This is a genomic window from Streptacidiphilus cavernicola, assembly GCF_042510955.1.
Classification (GTDB): domain Bacteria; phylum Actinomycetota; class Actinomycetes; order Streptomycetales; family Streptomycetaceae; genus Streptacidiphilus; species Streptacidiphilus cavernicola.
In genome coordinates this window covers 104245-120335 of the sequence record NZ_JBHFAB010000005.1, presented here as the reverse complement: position 1 = coordinate 120335, position 16091 = coordinate 104245, and the positions used below count along the sequence as shown (strand labels likewise).

The window sequence follows — 16091 nt, the reverse complement described above, 5'->3', positions numbered from 1 at the left end:
GTCATCGGTTCCTCTCGGTCGCGGGCATGGTGGAGCGGACGGCGTCCTCGCTGCGGGCGATGACCACGGTGCCGTCGTCGGCGGTGATGATGGGGCGCTGGATGAGCACCGGGTGCGCGGCGAGCGCGTCGATCCACTGCTGACGGCTGTCGGGATCCCTGGGCCAAGTCCCCAGGCCCAGCCCTGCGGCGGCGGGCTCGGAGGTACGGGCGATGTCCCACGGCTCCAGGTGGAGCCGCTGCAGCAGTTCGGTCAGCTCGTCCCCGGTCGGCGGGTCCTCCAGGTAGCGGCGCACCGTGTACTGCGCGCCTTCCTCGTCCAGGAGCGAGAGCGCGGACGCGCATTTCGAACAGGTGGGGTTGATCCAGATTTCCATGGAAGTCCCTGCCGTGGTGGTGGTGAGGGTTCAGCGGGTGCCGGTGACGCCGGTGCATGCCAGGAACTCCGCGCGGGAGCGCGCGTCGGTGCGCAGGATGCCCAGCAGGCTGGAGGTGAGGGTGCGGGCGCCGGTGGCCTGGACGCCGCGGAGTGTCATGCAGGTGTGTTCGGCGTCGATGACCACTCCCACGCCCTTGGGGTCCAGGTTCTCCTGAAGCCAGTCGGCCACCTGCTTGGTCAGGCGTTCCTGCACCTGGGGCCGGCAGGTGAAGTACTCGACGACGCGGGCGAGCTTCGACAGGCCCAGGATCCGGGCACCGGGCAGGTATCCGACGTGGGCGGTGCCGACGAACGGCAGCAGGTGGTGCTCGCACACCGAGCGCAGAGGTATGGAACGGGCGAGGACGAGTTCGTCGTAGCCCTCGTCGTTGGGGAACGTGGTCAGGTCGAACGGGCGCGGCGTGAACAGTTCGGCGTAGGCGCGGGCCATCCTGCCCGGGGTGTCGCGCAGGCTCTCCGAGTCGGTGGAGACGCCGAGCGCCTTGAGGAACCGGGAGGCGGCCTCCTCGGCGGCGTCCAGATCCATGCCGCTCGTGTCCGCGGCCACGTGCAGGGGACCGCCGGTCCAGGTGTTCATAGTCCCTCCACAGGTGCGTACGGACGGCGAGCGTGCGCTCCTGCTTCGCTGCCGCTTTTCGCCAACAAGTCTTGTCTTTATTCGCTACCCTCGTCAAGCTCACCAGCCCAGAGAGGGAACTGCTCATCACGTCCATGGCTGTTGGAGTTATGTTGGACGCGTGACGAGTGAGGAACCGGCCCTGTCGCCGCACGGAGCGGTCGACGCCATCGACTCCGTGAGCGTGCTCGCAGAGGAGTCGCGGCGGCGCATGTTCACGTTCATCCGCCGCGCCGGACGGCCGGTGACCAGGGACGAGGCAGCGGCGAGCATAGGCGTCTCCCGCAAGCTCGCCGCCTTCCACCTCGACAAGCTGGTCACTGCCGGACTGCTGCGTGCCCGCTACGGAGACCCCGGCGCACCGCGTCGCGTCGGCCGGCAGCCGAAGGTGTACGAGCCCACCGACCTGCAGATCGCAGTCAGCATCCCGCAGCGCCGCCACGAGCTCCTTGCCGGCCTGCTCCTGGAAGGCGTGCTCGGTCAGACGGACGGGCACACCGCCGCAGCCGCGGCCACCGGCGCAGCCGCCGACGCCGGTCGGCGCCTGGGAGAACAGGAGCGCGAGCGAAGCCGCCCCGGCCGTCTCGGCACCGAGCGCGCTCTAACGATGTGCGAACGGATGCTGGACGCCTACGGATACGAGCCGGTCCGCGAGACCCCGACCCGGGTCAGGCTCCGCAACTGCCCCTTCCACCCCCTCGCGGGCCAGGCAGCCGAGCTGGTCTGCGGACTCAACCACGCGTTCCTCGACGGATACCTGCACGGCCTGGACGCCACGGCCGTGCAGGCAGTGCTGGCCCCCAGCCCCGGCGAGTGCTGCGTCGTCCTCACCGACCCCACCGCATCACCCCAGAGCCGCACCCGCGACTGAAGCCCTGGCGCGTGCGTGCGATCTGCGCTGCGGCCACCACCGGGCGCCGAAGCGGAGTGCGGTGTGGAGAACAAGCCGGACCGGGAGTCGGCGCGGGCAGTGGAGACCGGCCCAGTGGGCTATTCGAGCACGGACACAGCTGCCTTCAACTCGCCGAACATCTGTCGCGCGTACTCGACGAGAGTCCGCTGATCCGCCGTCGACGTCCATCGGTCGAACGCGCCGTAGAACGCGCGCGTCCCCAGTTCGGCTGCGAGATCGGCGACGAGCTCCGGGACGTCCCGCGCGCGAAGCGCCTGCGCCATCGCCTCGGACAACGCCGCCCGCTTGGAGGCGGAGCGCTCCCGCAGCTCCGCACTGTTCGCAAGGACCGCCCGAAGCCGCCGCCCGATGTCCCGCCGGTCCTGCGCGAACGAGGACGCGAGTGCGTCCAGCGCCAGACTGGCCAGTTCCAGGGGCGTGGCCGCTGCAGGTGCCTCGGCGATCGCCTCGGCCACGATCCGGTTGTGGATCTCCTGTCCGGCGAACAGCACCTCGCGCTTGTCGGCGAAGTGCCGGAAGAACGTGGTCTTGGTCAGCCCCCCGGCCCGCTCGGCGATCTCGTTGACCGTCGTCGCCTCGTACCCCTGCTCCGCGAACAGCTCGACCGCGGCGCGTACCAGCCGTTCCCGTGCGTTCGGTTCCCATCGCGCCATGGAGGCAATCCTAGGCGATGTGACTCGGTAACATCACGGTGGTACGGTGACGTTACCGAGTCACATCACTTTCAGGGAGATCCTCATGCGCGTCTTCGTCACCGGTGCCAGCGGCCACATCGGCTCCGCCGTTGTCCCCGAGCTCATCCACGCGGGTCACGACGTCGTCGGCCTCGCGCGTTCCGACGAGGCAGCCGCCGCCGTCCAGGCGATGGGCGCCGAGGCCCGCCGCGGGAACCTGACCGACCTCGACGGCCTGCGCGAAGCCGCCCGCAACACCGACGCGGTCGTCCACCTCGGCTTCCAGCACGAGGGCATCGCGTCCGGCCGCTTCGCCGAGGCCGCCGCACAGGACGAGGAGGTCGTCCACGCGATCTGCGGCGAACTCGTCGACACCGGCAAGGCCTTCCTCGGCATCGGCATGGGCCGCGTCGAGGACCTGGTGAACCACCCCAACCCCCGCGCCAAGGTCGCGCTCGCCATCCACGGGTACACCAAGCGCGGCGTGCGCACCGTCCTGGTCGCGGTCCCGAACGTCACCCACAGCGAGCGCGACCGGCACGGGTTCATCCCGCAGTACCTCCGGATCGCCCGCCAGACCGGCATCGCCGGCTACATCGGCGACGGCAGCAACACCTGGGCCGCGGGCCACACCCTCGACGTCGCCCGCGTCTGGGCGCTCGCGGTGGCGGGGGCCCCGGCCGGCTCGCAGGTCACCGGTGCCACCGAAGCCGGCGTCCCGGTCCGCACCATCGCCGAGAACGTCGCCCACCACCTGGACATCGAGGCGGTGAGCTTGTCACCGGAGCAGGCAGCCGAGCACTTCAAGGCCTTCCCCTTCATCGGCATCGACGTCAGGATGCCGAACCAGGCAACCCGGCAACTGCTCGACTGGACACCGGCCCACCCCACCCTGCTCGCCGACCTCGACGCAGGCTTCTACTTCGACCGCTGAACCGCCAGGGGCTACGAATTCGCGCAAGCGTCGGCCGGCGAGGCGGTTGTTCCGCCAGATGATGTTGCGGTGGACCTGCCGCGACGGGCGGCACAAGTCAGGCACAGCCTGCGGCGGTCTTCGCCTCGGCCGGGCTCCGGGCCGGGTCGACGGCCTGCTCGTCGGAGGTGCAGCAGGCGGTGGTGCCGCAGCAGGCGTCCGGGGCGGCCCCGGCGGACCCGGCGGACCCGGCGCTCTTGCCGAGGGTGTCGGCGTCGGCCTTGACGACGTACACCTCCCACGGCTCCTGGCCGGGGCCGGTGACCCACACCTTGTCCTGGAGGGCGTAGCAGCAGGAGGTGTCGTTCTCCTCGAAGGTCGCCAGGCCGGCGTCCCTGAGGCGGGCGGTGGTGGCGATGACCTGCTCGGTGGTCTCGACCTCGACGCCGAGGTGGTCCAGGCGGGTGTCCCCGCCGGCCTCGCCCTCGATGAGGACGAGCTTGAGCGGGGGCTCGGCGACGGCGAAGTTGGCGTAGCCGGGGCGGCGCTTGGCCGGCTCGGCGCCGAAGAGCTTGGAGTAGAAGGCGATGGAGCCTTCGAGGTCGGCAACGCGCAGGGCGAGTTGAACACGGGACATGGTGGTGCTCCTCGATCCAAGGCCTTGTATCGACGTCTGTCGATACAGTGAGCTTGCCTCTTCGGATAGATGGCTGTCAACATAGACGTATGTCGAATCTGGAACTGCCGGTGCTCGGCCAGGACGACGCGGCCGGGTGCTGCTCGCCGCTGGTCCGCGAGCCCCTGGGCGAGGAAGCCGCCGCCGACCTGGCGAAGATGTTCAAGGCCCTGTCGGACCCGGTGCGGCTGCGGCTGCTGTCGCTGATCGCCTCGCACGAGGGCGGCGAGGCGTGCGTCTGCGACCTGACCGGTCCGTTCGACGTCTCCCAGCCGACGATCTCGCACCACCTGAAGGTGCTGCGCGAGGCGGGCCTGGTCGGCTCCGAGCGGCGCGGCACCTGGGTCTACTACTGGGTGCTGCCGCCCGCTCTGGCCAAGCTGTCCGCCCTGCTCCAGGCCCCGGCCGCCACCGCGTCCGCGTCCGCGCAGGCTGCGAGATGACCGACACAGCTCCGCTCCACCGCCGCACGGTGGTGGAGTTCGTCGGGACCGGTGCGTTGGTCGCCGTCGTGGTCGGCTCCGGCATCCAGGCCGCCAAGCTGTCCCAGGACGTCGGTGTGCAGCTCCTCGCCAACTCCCTGGCCACGGTGTTCGGGCTGGGCGTGCTGATCGCCCTGCTCGGCCCGGTCTCCGGCGCACACTTCAACCCGGTGGTCACGCTGGCCGCCTGGTGGACCGGGCGCCGCGACGGCCAGGGCCCGAGCCTGCGCGAGGTCGCCGCCTACGTGCCCGCCCAGATCGGCGGTGCGATCGGCGGGGCGGTGCTGGCGGACGCGATGTTCGCCGAGCCGCTGGTGCGGTTCTCCACCCACAACCGCTCGGCGCCGCACCTGTGGCTGGGCGAGGTCGTCGCCACCGCAGGGCTGGTGCTGCTGGTCTTCGGCCTGGCCCGCGCCGAACGCGCGCACTTCGCGCCGGTCGCGGTGGCCTCCTACATCGGCGCCGCGTACTGGTTCACCTCCTCCAGCGGCTTCGCCAACCCGGCCGTCACCATCGGGCGCACCTTCACCGACACCTCCGCGGGCATCGCCCCGGGCTCGGCGCTGCCGTTCGTCGCCGCGCAGCTCGTCGGCCTGGCAATCGGCGTCGTGCTGGTAGCGGTGATGTTCAGCCGCCCCGGCACGGCCGACGCCGAGGACGTCGAGCAGGCCGAGGCCGTCGTGGACGTTGAGGACGTCGTGGACGTTGAGGCCGTCGCGGACGCCGTGGACGCCGTGGTCCCGCACGGCGAGCACCACCCGGTTGCCGCAGGCCGCTGAACCCCGCCCCGCTGTTCCCGCCTCGGAGGAAGAACCCGTGAGTACTCCCGCCGTCCCGTCCGTGCTGTTCGTCTGCGTGCACAACGCCGGCCGCTCCCAGATGGCCGCCGCCTTCCTCACCCGCCTCGGCGGCGACCGGGTCGAGGTCCGCTCCGCCGGGTCCGCCCCTGCTGACAGCGTGAACCCGGCCGTGGTCGAGGCCCTGGCCGAGGTCGGCATCGACGTCTCCGCCGAGGTGCCCAAGGTGCTGACCGTCGAGGCGGTGCAAGCGTCCGACGTAGTGATCACGATGGGCTGCGGCGACGCCTGCCCGTACTTCCCCGGCAGGCGGTACCTGGACTGGAAGCTGGAGGACCCAGCCGGCCAGGGTGTCGACGCCGTCCGCCCGATCCGCGACCGGATCGAGCAGCGCATTCGCGGCCTGCTCGCTGACCTCGGCATCGAGCCGGTCGCCTGACCACCGCGGTGACACCAGTGGCGGCATCGTGGCGAGCACCGCGAGCGCAGGGGCCTGAACGGCCAGGGCCCGCGCAGGGCGTGACGTGGGACGCCATCGCCGCCTGCGACCACCTGCACCTGGGCGGCACCGGCTGCATCGCCGTCACCGACGGCACGGCGCGGCGCGGTGGTGGCTACGGAGGGCGGGGAGATGCGCCGCATCCCCGTGTTCGTGGCGGACGTGGTCGACATCTCCGGCTGCGGCGACGCTTCTCGGCCGGAATGATCTGCGGGCTGACTCTCGGTCAGGCCCCGTGGAGCGCAGCCGTACTGGGCACCGACACCGCCACGTAGGTGGTCACCGACCTGGGCTCGGACTTCGGCAGCTACGACCTGGAGACGGTCACCGCCTTCGCCGCGGGCGCGGCACGACTGCCGCTCTGACCCGGAGGAAACGAGCAGGGCACCGACAGCGGACAAGCGACGGGATCTCCGGCAGCGGCGCACGGGACCATCCCCGCGGGCGCGAGGAGCAGTTCGCCGGCGGCCCGGCGGGACAGGTCGTCGAGGGACCATCCCCGCGGGCGCGAGGAGCAGGCTGCGTGATCTGCGGGTTTATCCGGGGGTGCTGCGGAAATCGCGTACTTTCAGGGGTTCCGGCAATTCGGGTCCAACGTGCTTGACCATCTGTTTCTGGACCCTATCGGCCTTCGAAGCGAAGGCGTTCGGGTGGCTTGATCGACCGCCGCCACTACCGCGCAGGCGCCCGCCAGGGCTGCCGCTCGGCGGTGCTGCTAGCCCTGTCCCGGCCGGTAGAAGTCAGTGGCCGGCGTCGGACTTGACGGCTTTTGTGGCGAAGTAGCCGGGGAGCCAGCCGGTGGTGGCGTTCGACTGGTGCGGCGCCTCGGTGAAGCCGGTGATGGCGAACCCCGCGGCGATCTGCCCGCCGAGCTGTTCGTTGAGCGTGTGGCTGTACTCAACCGGCGCGTCCAGGCCCCACAGCCGTTCCCGCTCGGCGGGTTCCAGGTGGGTGACGTCGCTGTAGGGCAGGCGGTGACGCACCACCAGTTCCCCGCGCGCCTCCAGGGGTTCGGCGTCGAAGAGGTACACGTCCGGGTTGAGGAAGCCGGACAGCAGCGTTCCGCCGGGGCGCAGCACGCGGTGGCACTCGCGCCAGACCGGCGCCAGCTCCGGGATGAACAGGTTGGAGACCGGGTGGACGACCAGGTCGAACGAGGCGTCCGAGAACGCGCTCAGGTCGCGCGCGTCGCCGAGCACGGTACGCAGGTCGAGCCCTTCCCGCGCCGCGACGGTCTCGTCCTGCGCCAGTTGGCGGGGCGAGTTGTCGAAGACGGTCACCCGCGCACCCGCCGCAGCCAGCACCGGCCCCTGCTGTCCACCGCCGGAGGCCAGGCACAGCACGTCGCAGCCGCCGATGTCCGGCGGGAACCAGGCCGGGTCGACCGACTCGTACCCGATCAGCACGATGGACCACTGACCGGCCCGCGCCCGCGCGATCACCTCCGGGCCGACCGGGCGCGACCACTCGTTGCCCTCCTCAACCTCACGGTCCCAGGCGAGACGGTTGTGCGCGACGGGATCGAACGGTATCTGGCTCATACGCCTCAACCTAGTCGGAGACGGGACCCTACCGACTGACGACAGAACGGGACTGTTGGCGCCGGACGGCTCCTCGATCCGGGCAGAGCACGCTGGAGCACGCTGGAGGACATACGCTCGGGACCGACGCGCACGTCAGACGCACTCGTTCCCACACTGGAGGTTCCATGCCCAAGGGCTACTGGGTCAGCGCCTACCGAACCATTTCCGACCCCGAGAAGCTGGCTGCCTACAGCAGGCTGGCCGCGGTGGCCGTCAAGGCCGGGGGCGGGCGGACTCTCGTGCGGGGCGGTGCAGTCGTGGCACATGACGCCGGAATCGCCGAGCGCACCGTCCTCATCGAGTTCGACAGCTTCGAGCAGGCCGTCGCGGCGCACGAGAGTGCGGCCTACCAGGAAGCGCTGGCCGTCCTCTCCGACGGCGTCGAGCGCGACTTCCGCATCGTCGAGGGCATCGACTGACCGGGGCCCGGACCGCGGCACGCGCTCGGAGCGCCGTCAGCCCGTCGCCGAAGCCCTCGTCGTCCCCGGGTTCCGGGAGTGACGGGGGCTTCGGCGCCCCGCCGGCCTCGGCTCAGTTCCAGGTGACCGGGAGGTCGGTGAGGGTGTCGACCATCAGCCCGTCCTCGTAGTGGACCGGGGCGGCGGGGTCGGCCAGGCGGAGGGTGGGGAAGCGGTCCAGGAGGGCCGCGATGCCCTCGTGCAGCTGCATCCGGGCCACGGCCGCGCCGAGGCAGTAGTGCGGGCCCGCGCCGAAGGTCAGGTGGGGGTTGGGCGCGCGGGTGATGTCGAAGCGGTCCGGGTCGGCGAAGACGGCGGCGTCCCGGTTGGCGGCGCGCATGGACGGCAGCACGACGCTGCCCTCGGCGACGGTGCCGGACGGCAGGTCGACCGGGCGGACCGCGCGGCGCAGCATCCCGCCGTCGTCCGGCGGCGCGTAGCGGAGGATCTCCTCCACCGCGCCGGGGATCAGCGCCGGATCCCGGACCAGCGCCCGGTAGGCCTCGGGGTCGCGCAGCAGCGCGAGCATGCCGCGTCCCAGGGTCGCGGCGGTGGTCTGGTAGCCGCCGACCAGTAGGCCGAACACCGCGTTGCGGAGTTCGGCGCCGTCCAACGGGTCGCCGTGGTCGTCGCGTTGGGCGAGCAGCACGCCGAGCACGCCGTCACCGTCGCCGCCGTCGGACTGCTGCTCCGGCCGCCGGCGGGCGGTGGCGATGAGGGTGTCGACGTGGGCGAGCAGTCGGCGGACGGCCATCACCCGCTCCCGGGCGGAGGCGGCGGTGACCGAGAGGAAGGCGCGGGTGTCCGCCTGGAACCGCTCCCGGTCGGGCTCCTCGACGCCGAGGATGCGGGCCATCACCCCGGTCGGCAGCACCCGGGTGTAGCCGCTGACCAGGTCGGCCGGCTGCGGTCGGGCGGCGAGGGCGTCGGCCAGGGCGCACGCGGCGGCCCGTACCTGCGGACGCCAGCGCTCGGTCCGGACCCGGCCCACCGCGGGTTGCAGCAGTCGCCGCAGCCGGGTGTGCTCGGGGGCGTCCATGCCGGTCAGCGTCGCGCCGCCGCCGGTCACGTCGAGTCCGGGGAACTTCCGCGGGTCGCCGGGTCGGCGCAGGTCGCGGCTGAAGCCCGGGTCGACCAGGACCCGGACCACGTCGCCGTGCAGCACCGCGTGCAGGGCCTGGGCGCCGCCGTCGATCCGGACCTGGCGGAGCGGCGGGTCGGCGCTCGGCTGCTCCGCGGCGAAGCTCGGCTGCTCCGCGCCGAAGGGGCAGCGGGGCGGCGCGGACGGATCGGGCGGCGCGGACGGCTCTGGCATGGCGTGCCTCCTGGTGACGGGCGGTCAGTCCTGTTCGCGTACGGTGCCGTCGGCCGCGACCAGTCGACGGGTCAGGCCGAGCCGGTCGATGAACCTGCGGTCGTGGCTGACCACGAGCAGCGTTCCGTCGAAGTGGCCGAGGGCGTATTCGAGCTGCTCGATCGCGGGCAGGTCGAGGTGGTTCGTCGGCTCGTCCAGGACCAGGAAGTTGGCCTGGGCCTCCATCAGCAGCGCCAGGTCCAGCCGGGTGCGCTCGCCCGGGGACAGCGATCCCACCGGGCGCAGCACATGGTCGGAGCCGAGGCCGAACTTGGCGAGCAGGGTACGGGCGTCAGCGGGGGCCTGGCCGCTGCGGCCACGGAACGCGTCGACCACCGTGGCGGCCGGGTCGAAGGTGGCCCGGGTCTGCCCGATCTCGCCGACCACCACCGAGGCGCCCAGGCCGCGGCTGCCGGAGGCGAGCGGGACCCGGCCGAGCAGGGCCTGCACGAAGGTCGACTTCCCGGCGCCGTTGGGCCCGGTCAGCGCGACCCGGTCGCCCCAGCCGAGGCTGACGTCGACCGGGCCGAGCCGGAAGCCGCCGCGCCGGACCACCGCCCGCTCCAGCGCGGCCACCCGGTCCCCGCTGCGCTGCCGGGTCCCGAAGCGCAGGTGCAACTCCCACTCCTTGCGCGGTTCCTCGACCTGCTCCAGCCGCTGGACGTCGCGCAGCGCAGCCGCTGCCTTGGCTCCCGTGCGCTGGGCGGACTGGATCCGTCCGTGGCGCAGCATCTTGTCGCCGTCGGTGGCCTTCCGCGCGGTGCGCGCGCCGCTGGCGGCCCACTCCTGGGCGGTGCGGGCGCGGGCCACCAGGCGGTCCCGCTCGTCGGCGTAGGCCTGGTACTCCTCGTGGGCGTGCCGCCGGTCGCGCGCACGCTCCTCGGTGTAGGCCCGGTAGCCGCCGCCGTAGCGGGTGGCCCGGCCGGTGTGCACGTCGACGTCCAGCACGTCGCTCGCGATGTGCTCCAGGAACGCCCGGTCGTGGGAGACCACCGCGAGTCCGCCGCGCCGCCCGGCGATGTGCGCCTCCAGCCGCTCCAGGCCGTCCAGGTCCAGGTCGTTGGTGGGCTCGTCCAGCAGCAGGGTGTCGAACCGGGCCAGCAGGATCCCGGCCAGCGCGAGCCGGGCCCGCTCGCCGCCGGAGAGCGAGCCGCTCTGCCGCTCCACGTCCTCCGGCAGCCCCAGCTCCGCCAGCACGGCGGCAGCACGGACCGTCAGATCGGCTCCGCCCAGGGCGAGATAGCGCTCCAGGGCCTCGGCGTAGCCGTCCTCGCTCGCCGCCCCCGGCTGTTCGGCGAGCAGGTCGGCGGCGGCGAGCATCCGGGCCTCGGCGGCGCCGGTGCCGGTGCGGCGCTGCAGGTAGGCGAGGACGGTCTCGTCGGGGCGCACGTCGCGCTCCTGCGGGAGCAGCCCGACCGTGCCGGTGCTGGTGACGGCGCCCTGCTCGGGCTGCTCCTCCCCCGCCAGCAGCCGCAGCAGGGTGGACTTGCCGGAGCCGTTGGGTCCGACCACCGCCAGCCGGTCGGACCCGTCGACCAGCAGGTCGAGTCCGGTCAGGACGACATGGCTGCCGTAGCTGAAGGTGACGTCGCGGGCTCGTACGGACACGGTTCCCCTTGGGTGTCGGTCCCGGATCGGGAGGGAGGGCGAACGGGAGCAGGAAAGGAAAGGCGGGCAGCTCAGGCGGTAACGGCGCGCAGCCGCCGGGTGGCGGCCCACAGGCCGAGCAGGCCCATCACCGCCAGGTAGGCCGCGTGTCCGGCGAGGGACGGGCCGAAGTGTCCGAGCGAGACCGCGCGGACCAGTTCCACCGCGTGGAACAGCGGCGTCGCCTCGACCGCGAACTGGAGCGGGCGCGGGTACACCCCGAGCGGGTAGAAGGTGGTGGCGAACAGGAACATCGGCAGCATCGCGACCTGGACGTACTGGAAGTCCTGCCAGCCCCGGATGTAGGTGGCGACGGTCAGGCCCACGGTGGCGAAGGCGAAGGAGATCAGCAGCGCGCAGACCGGCACCAGCAGCACCCAGGCGCTGTGCAGCATCCCGAGGGCCGCGGCGAAGGCGAGGAAGCCGACGGCGGCGGTGAGCCCGCGCAGTACCGCCCAGAGGGTCTCGCCGAGGACCACGTCGGTGACGTCCAACGGGGTGGTGAGCACCGAGTCGTAGACCCGTTCCACCCGGAGCTTGCTGTAGAACACGTTGGTGGTCTCGCTCATGGCGTCGTTCATGGCGGCCGTGGCCAGCAGCGCGGGGGCGACGAAGGCCGCGTAGCCGAGGTTGGGGTCGTCGAGCCCGGGGACGTGGTGGACCAGGCGGCCGATGCCCACGCCCACCGAGAGCAGGTACATCAGCGGCTCGAACACCCCGGACAGCAGCACCAGCGGGCTGTGCCGGTACTGGAGCAGGTTGCGGTGCACCAGGGCGAGCAGGCGGCGGGTGCGCGCCGTCGCACGGTCGGCGGCGGGGGGCGGCCGAAGGGTGACGGCGGAGGGGGCGGTGACGGACATGGCGGGGTGTGCTCCTCGGGTCGGGCGGGACGGTTCCGGTGTCTCAGCCGTGCAGGGTGCGCCGGTACGCCCGGTGCGCGAGCAGCAGGCCCGCCGCGGCGAACAGCAGCAGGACGCCGGTGTGCAGCAGCTCCATGGCTGCCGTCCCCTGGCCCAGCGCCATCGACCGGCACAGCGCGACTCCGTGCCACAGCGGCGTGAGGTAGACCACGGACCGTGCCCAGAGCGGTAGTTGGCTGACCGCGAAGAAGGTCCCGCAGAAGAAGTACATCGGCATCACCAGGTAGCGGAACACCGCCATCAGCGTGCTGTGCCGTTCGGCGGCGGCGCCGAGCGCCATCAGCGGGGCGGCGAAGGCGAGGCCGGTCAGCGTCGCGCAGCCGACCACGGCCGCGGCCCGCCAGGAGCGGTCGATCCCGAACGCCGCCATGACCAGGGCGAACGCCGCGCAGCTGGTCAGCAGCCGGAAGCCGATGAACAGATAGTGCCCGCCGAGGATGTGGCCGGGCGCGAGCGGTGTGGCGGCTGTGGCCCGGTAGTTCTGCTGCCCGCGCACCGCGTTGTAGACGGAGAAGGCGCCCTCGATGAAGGCGGTCTGCATCGCGGCCCCGGCCAGCAGGCCGGGGGCCAGGAAGGTCGCGTAGGGCAGGCCGCCGGGGCGGCTGCCGCCGCTGCCGTCCACCAGCGAGCCGAGGCCGAGGCCGAGCGCGGTCAGGAACAGCAGCGGGTTGACGATGCTGATCACCACGGTGCCCCGCCAGGTGCGGCGGTACTGGTGCAGCCAGTACGAGGTCTCGCGCAGTGCGAGGTTCACGGTCCCCTCCGGTGGGGTTGTCAGGTCGGTCGGACGGTGCGCGGGACGGGTGCGCGGGGCAGGCAGAACGGCCGGTCAGTCGACCAGGGTGCGGCCGGTGAGGCGCAGGAAGACGTCCTCCAGGCCGGCCCGGCGGACCAGCGTGGCGGTCGGGGAGAGCCCCAGGGCCTGCACCTGTTCCTGGGCGGCGTCCGCGTCCGGGCCGTAGACCAGCACCCGGTCCGGCAGCTCCTCGACCCGGTCCGCGGCGCCGCTGCCGGTCAGGGTGCGGACCTTGTCCAGGGCGGTGGCCCGGTCCTGCCGGTCGAAGCGCAGTTCCAGCACCTCCCGGCCGGCGTGCTCGGCGATCAGCGCGGCGGGGGTGGACTCGGCGACGATCCGGCCCTGGTCCATCACCGCGAGGCGGTCGCACAGCTGCTCGGCCTCGTCCATGTAGTGGGTGGTCAGGATCAGCGTCACGCCCTGCTCCTTGAGCTGGTGCAGCCGCTCCCACAGCAGGTGCCGGGCCTGCGGGTCCAGGCCCGTGGTGGGTTCGTCCAGGATCAGGATCTCCGGGCTGTTGACCAGCGAGCGGGCGATGGTGAGCCGGCGCCGCATCCCGCCGGACAAGGTGTCGACCCGGGTGCCGGCCTTCTCCTCCAGCCGGGCGAACGCCAGCAGCTCGTCCGCCCTGGCCGCCCGCGCGGCCCGGCTCATGCCGAAGTAGCGGCCGTAGACCAGCAGGTTCTCACGGACCGTCAGTTCCCGGTCCAGGGTGTCGTCCTGGGGGACGACGCCGATCCGGGAACGGATCCGCGAACCGTCCGTCGCGGGGTCGAGCCCGAGCACCCGCAGGGTCCCGCCGGACGCCTCGGAGACGCAGCAGATCATGCGCATGGTGGTGGACTTCCCGGCGCCGTTCGGGCCCAGGAAGCCGTAGGTCTCGCCGCTGACGATCCGGAAGTCGACGCCGCGCACGGCGTGCACGGGCTCGCCGCCGCGTCGCCGGTGCAGCTTGGTCAGGCCGTCGGCGTGCACCAGCACGGCACGGTCGGTCGGGTTCACGGTGCTCCTCGTATCCTCGGCCCGGGGCGGGCCGTTGTCGTGGTCGGTGCTCGGCGGCTTGGTACTGACGCTCCGTCAGCCCTCGCGGGCGCGCAGGGCCAGGGCGCGGACGTCGGTCTTCCCGCTCGCGGTGAGCGGCAGCCGGTCCAGCGCGAAGATCCGCCGCGGCACCTTGTGCGCGGACAGCAGTTCCTTGCAGTGCTCGTAGAGCGTCGCCTCGGCCACCGGGGCGCCGGCGAACACCACGAAGGCGGCCAGCCACTGGTCGCCGCCGACGCCCCGGTCCACCCCCACCACCGCGCAGTCGCCGACCGCGCGGTGCCCGGCGAGCGCCCCGGCGACCTGCGCCGGATCCACCTTCAGGCCGTGCACATTGACCAGGTCGCTGCGGCGGCCGGCCAGCCGCAGCCGTCCCCGCTCGTCGATCCAGCCCCGGTCGCCGGTGGTCAGCGGCCCGTCCGGGTCGTCCTGCGGCCAGCGGCCCGCGCTCGCCGGGACATAGCCCGAGGACGCGTGCGCGCTGCGCACGGCCACCGGCCCCGGGCGGTCGCGCACCCCGGCCTCCAGCAGCACGCCCGGGTACGGGGAGCCGACGCAGCCCTCCTCGCCGCTCGGCGGCAGGTCCACGCTGATCGCCCCGCACTCGGAGGAGCCGTACTGCTGGGCCACCTCGCGCCCCCAGACCTCGCGGAACGCGGACCAGGTCGCCGCGTTGAGCGGCGCCCCGGAGCTGACGCACAGCCGCAGCAGCGGCTCGGGCGGGCGCTGCACCGCCCCCTGCGCCCAGGCCGCGTACTGGCCCGGCGCGGCGACCAGCACCGTCACCCCGTGCTCCGGCAGCACCGCGGCCAGTCGGCGCGGGGTGGCCGGACGGGCGGCCAGCAGGGTCGCCCCGGCCGACAGCACCGCGGTGACCCCGAGCGCGAAGCCGTAGGCGTGGTGCAGCGGGACCGCGCACAGCACCACGTCGCCGGGGGCGTAGCCGAGGTGCGCGGCGACCGCGCCCGCCTCCACGCACAGGCTGCGCTCGCTGCGCGCCACGCCCTTGGGCACCCCGGAGGAGCCGGAGGTGTGGAACAGCACCGTTCCGGCCTCGGGGGCCGGGCCGTCGGGGGCCGGGCCGTCGGGGGCCGGGCCCCCGGCGTGCGGTCCGTCGGCGTGCGGGCCTGGCAGCTCGGAGAACTCCGCCGCGCGGCGGACCGGGACGGTCACCGCCAGGTGCGCCCCGGCCGCGGCGGCCACCCGCTCCCGTTCGTCGTCCGGCTGGCCCGGCGGCACGTGGTAGACGGCCGCCCCGACCACCCCGGCCGCCAGGGTCCAGACCACGAGCTGCGCCGCGCCCTCGGCCTGCAGCGCGACCAGTCGGCCCCGGGCGCCGCGGCGTTCCAGCAGCGCCGCCGCGGCAGCCGTCTCCCGGCGCAGGTCCCCGTAGCTGGCGGGCAGTTCGCCCGGGATGAGCAGGGCCGGGGCGTCGTCCTCGGCGGGCGCGTCGGCGAGCAGCCGCGCCAGGCCCGAGACCTCGATCATCACAGTTCTCCCTCATGGGTCGCGTTGGCATGGGTCGCGTTGGCCCGGTAGACCCGGGCGACGTCCTCGCTCCACACGGCCGGGACCGGCGCGTCGCCGCCGTGCCGGCCGTGCCGCTTCAGCTCCAGCCGGACCAGCCGGTCCGGCGCGGTGCCGACCCGGGCCAGGTAGCGGACCGTGGTGCCGCCGGCCGCGCGCTGCTCGTGCGGGTTGTAGCCGCCGCCGTCCGGGCAGAAGCCGGCCCGGTCGACCAGCAGCGACACCGCCCGGTCCAGCGCGTCCGGCGCGGTGGAGACCACCCGCAGCGCGGTGTGCTGCTCGGTCTCCGCCCGCCGTTCGGCCGCGCGCACGTCCGGGCCCGCCTGGGCCGCCGGACAGGAGAAGATCTCGACGACCGAACCGGCCGCCCCGCCCCGGCCGGGCACCGACGCATGGGTGATCCGGACGTCGGCCCCGGCCAGGGCGGGGCCGTGCCGTTCGGCCAGCCGCTGCTTGACCACGACGCTCGGCACCAGCGCCCCGGCGCTCAGGCCGAGATCGGCCAGCGCGACGAGCAGGGCGTCGTGGTCGGGCGGGAACAGCAGCAGGGCGCTGTGGTCGTAGACGCACAGCCCGGCCAGCTCGCGGAGCTCGGCGGGCGGGAGCAGCGCCCCGAGTACGGCGGCGGTGCCGGTGTCCGGGTCGAGACGGGCGGCGCGGTCCACCGCGGCGGCCAGCCGGGCGCGGTCCTGCGGGTCCAGCGGCGCGGTGGTGGCCGGGGCGGTGGTGCGGGTCGGTGTCGGTGAGTGAGCCATGG

Annotated in this window: 18 protein-coding genes; 6 read left to right on the top strand and 12 right to left on the bottom strand. The window is 73.2% G+C overall.

Annotated features, from left to right (window positions below; translation table 11 throughout):
- Position 1: 1 nt before the first annotated feature.
- On the bottom strand, positions 2-376 hold the full coding sequence (locus ACEZDE_RS08685; protein WP_380534196.1) for an ArsC/Spx/MgsR family protein: 375 nt from the start codon (positions 374-376) through the stop codon (positions 2-4).
- 30 nt (positions 377-406) lie between these two features.
- On the bottom strand, positions 407-1015 hold the full coding sequence (folE, locus tag ACEZDE_RS08680; protein WP_380534195.1) for a GTP cyclohydrolase I FolE: 609 nt from the start codon (positions 1013-1015) through the stop codon (positions 407-409).
- Positions 1016-1175: 160 nt separating this feature from the next.
- Between folE and ACEZDE_RS08675 the strand changes: the two genes are divergently transcribed.
- Complete coding sequence (locus ACEZDE_RS08675; RefSeq protein WP_380534193.1) at positions 1176-1925, top strand: transcriptional regulator; 750 nt, start codon at positions 1176-1178, stop codon at positions 1923-1925.
- A gap of 119 nt (positions 1926-2044) precedes the next feature.
- On the opposite strand, the gene ACEZDE_RS08670 is transcribed toward ACEZDE_RS08675, so the two are convergent.
- Complete coding sequence (locus ACEZDE_RS08670; protein ID WP_380534191.1) at positions 2045-2620, bottom strand: TetR/AcrR family transcriptional regulator; 576 nt, start codon at positions 2618-2620, stop codon at positions 2045-2047.
- An 85-nt stretch (positions 2621-2705) separates the two neighbouring features.
- On the opposite strand from ACEZDE_RS08670, the gene ACEZDE_RS08665 reads away from it, so the two are divergent.
- Entirely contained in the window at positions 2706-3575 is an 870-nt protein-coding gene (locus ACEZDE_RS08665; RefSeq protein WP_380534189.1) for an NAD-dependent epimerase/dehydratase family protein, read from the top strand.
- A gap of 97 nt (positions 3576-3672) precedes the next feature.
- Here the strand turns inward: ACEZDE_RS08665 and ACEZDE_RS08660 are convergent, their stop codons facing one another.
- Positions 3673-4191 carry an ArsI/CadI family heavy metal resistance metalloenzyme gene (locus ACEZDE_RS08660; RefSeq protein WP_380534187.1) on the bottom strand — a complete coding sequence of 173 codons (519 nt, stop codon included), beginning with the start codon at positions 4189-4191 and terminating at the stop codon, positions 3673-3675.
- Positions 4192-4280: 89 nt separating this feature from the next.
- Between ACEZDE_RS08660 and ACEZDE_RS08655 the strand changes: the two genes are divergently transcribed.
- Genes ACEZDE_RS08655 through ACEZDE_RS08645 form a run of 3 tightly spaced genes read left to right on the top strand, consistent with a single transcriptional unit; the run spans position 4281 to position 5948 of the window.
- Positions 4281-4673 carry an ArsR/SmtB family transcription factor gene (locus ACEZDE_RS08655; RefSeq protein WP_380534185.1) on the top strand — a complete coding sequence of 131 codons (393 nt, stop codon included), beginning with the start codon at positions 4281-4283 and terminating at the stop codon, positions 4671-4673.
- Complete coding sequence (locus ACEZDE_RS08650; RefSeq protein WP_380534184.1) at positions 4670-5491, top strand: aquaporin; 822 nt, start codon at positions 4670-4672, stop codon at positions 5489-5491. The genes ACEZDE_RS08655 and ACEZDE_RS08650 overlap by 4 nt, the downstream gene beginning before the upstream one ends.
- 37 nt (positions 5492-5528) lie before the next feature.
- Positions 5529-5948, top strand: a complete 420-nt coding sequence (locus tag ACEZDE_RS08645; protein WP_380534182.1) for an arsenate reductase ArsC — start codon at positions 5529-5531, stop codon at positions 5946-5948.
- Between the two features lie 800 nt (positions 5949-6748).
- On the opposite strand, the gene ACEZDE_RS08640 is transcribed toward ACEZDE_RS08645, so the two are convergent.
- Positions 6749-7549, bottom strand: coding sequence for a class I SAM-dependent methyltransferase (locus tag ACEZDE_RS08640; protein ID WP_380534180.1), 801 nt, complete (start codon positions 7547-7549; stop codon positions 6749-6751).
- Positions 7550-7716: 167 nt separating this feature from the next.
- Between ACEZDE_RS08640 and ACEZDE_RS08635 the strand changes: the two genes are divergently transcribed.
- Positions 7717-8010 (top strand): DUF1330 domain-containing protein, encoded by a 294-nt coding sequence (locus tag ACEZDE_RS08635; protein ID WP_380534178.1) that lies wholly within the window; start codon positions 7717-7719, stop codon positions 8008-8010.
- 112 nt (positions 8011-8122) lie between these two features.
- Here the strand turns inward: ACEZDE_RS08635 and ACEZDE_RS08630 are convergent, their stop codons facing one another.
- The 7 genes from ACEZDE_RS08630 to ACEZDE_RS08600 all read right to left on the bottom strand — a co-directional run bounded on the left by ACEZDE_RS08630 (position 8123) and on the right by ACEZDE_RS08600 (position 16089).
- Positions 8123-9364: a cytochrome P450 gene (locus tag ACEZDE_RS08630; RefSeq protein ID WP_380534177.1), complete on the bottom strand. Its 1242-nt coding sequence runs from the start codon at positions 9362-9364 to the stop codon at positions 8123-8125.
- Between the two features lie 24 nt (positions 9365-9388).
- Positions 9389-11011, bottom strand: coding sequence for an ABC-F family ATP-binding cassette domain-containing protein (locus ACEZDE_RS08625; protein WP_380534175.1), 1623 nt, complete (start codon positions 11009-11011; stop codon positions 9389-9391).
- Positions 11012-11082: 71 nt separating this feature from the next.
- Positions 11083-11910: an ABC transporter permease gene (locus tag ACEZDE_RS08620; RefSeq protein ID WP_380534173.1), complete on the bottom strand. Its 828-nt coding sequence runs from the start codon at positions 11908-11910 to the stop codon at positions 11083-11085.
- Between the two features lie 43 nt (positions 11911-11953).
- Positions 11954-12724 carry an ABC transporter permease gene (locus tag ACEZDE_RS08615; RefSeq protein ID WP_380534171.1) on the bottom strand — a complete coding sequence of 257 codons (771 nt, stop codon included), beginning with the start codon at positions 12722-12724 and terminating at the stop codon, positions 11954-11956.
- 75 nt (positions 12725-12799) lie between these two features.
- Positions 12800-13768, bottom strand: a complete 969-nt coding sequence (locus ACEZDE_RS08610; protein WP_380534169.1) for an ABC transporter ATP-binding protein — start codon at positions 13766-13768, stop codon at positions 12800-12802.
- A gap of 75 nt (positions 13769-13843) precedes the next feature.
- Complete coding sequence (locus ACEZDE_RS08605) at positions 13844-15295, bottom strand: AMP-binding protein (RefSeq protein ID WP_380534168.1); 1452 nt, start codon at positions 15293-15295, stop codon at positions 13844-13846.
- On the bottom strand, positions 15295-16089 hold the full coding sequence (locus ACEZDE_RS08600; protein WP_380534166.1) for a hypothetical protein: 795 nt from the start codon (positions 16087-16089) through the stop codon (positions 15295-15297). The genes ACEZDE_RS08605 and ACEZDE_RS08600 overlap by 1 nt, the downstream gene beginning before the upstream one ends.
- Positions 16090-16091 lie beyond the last annotated feature (2 nt).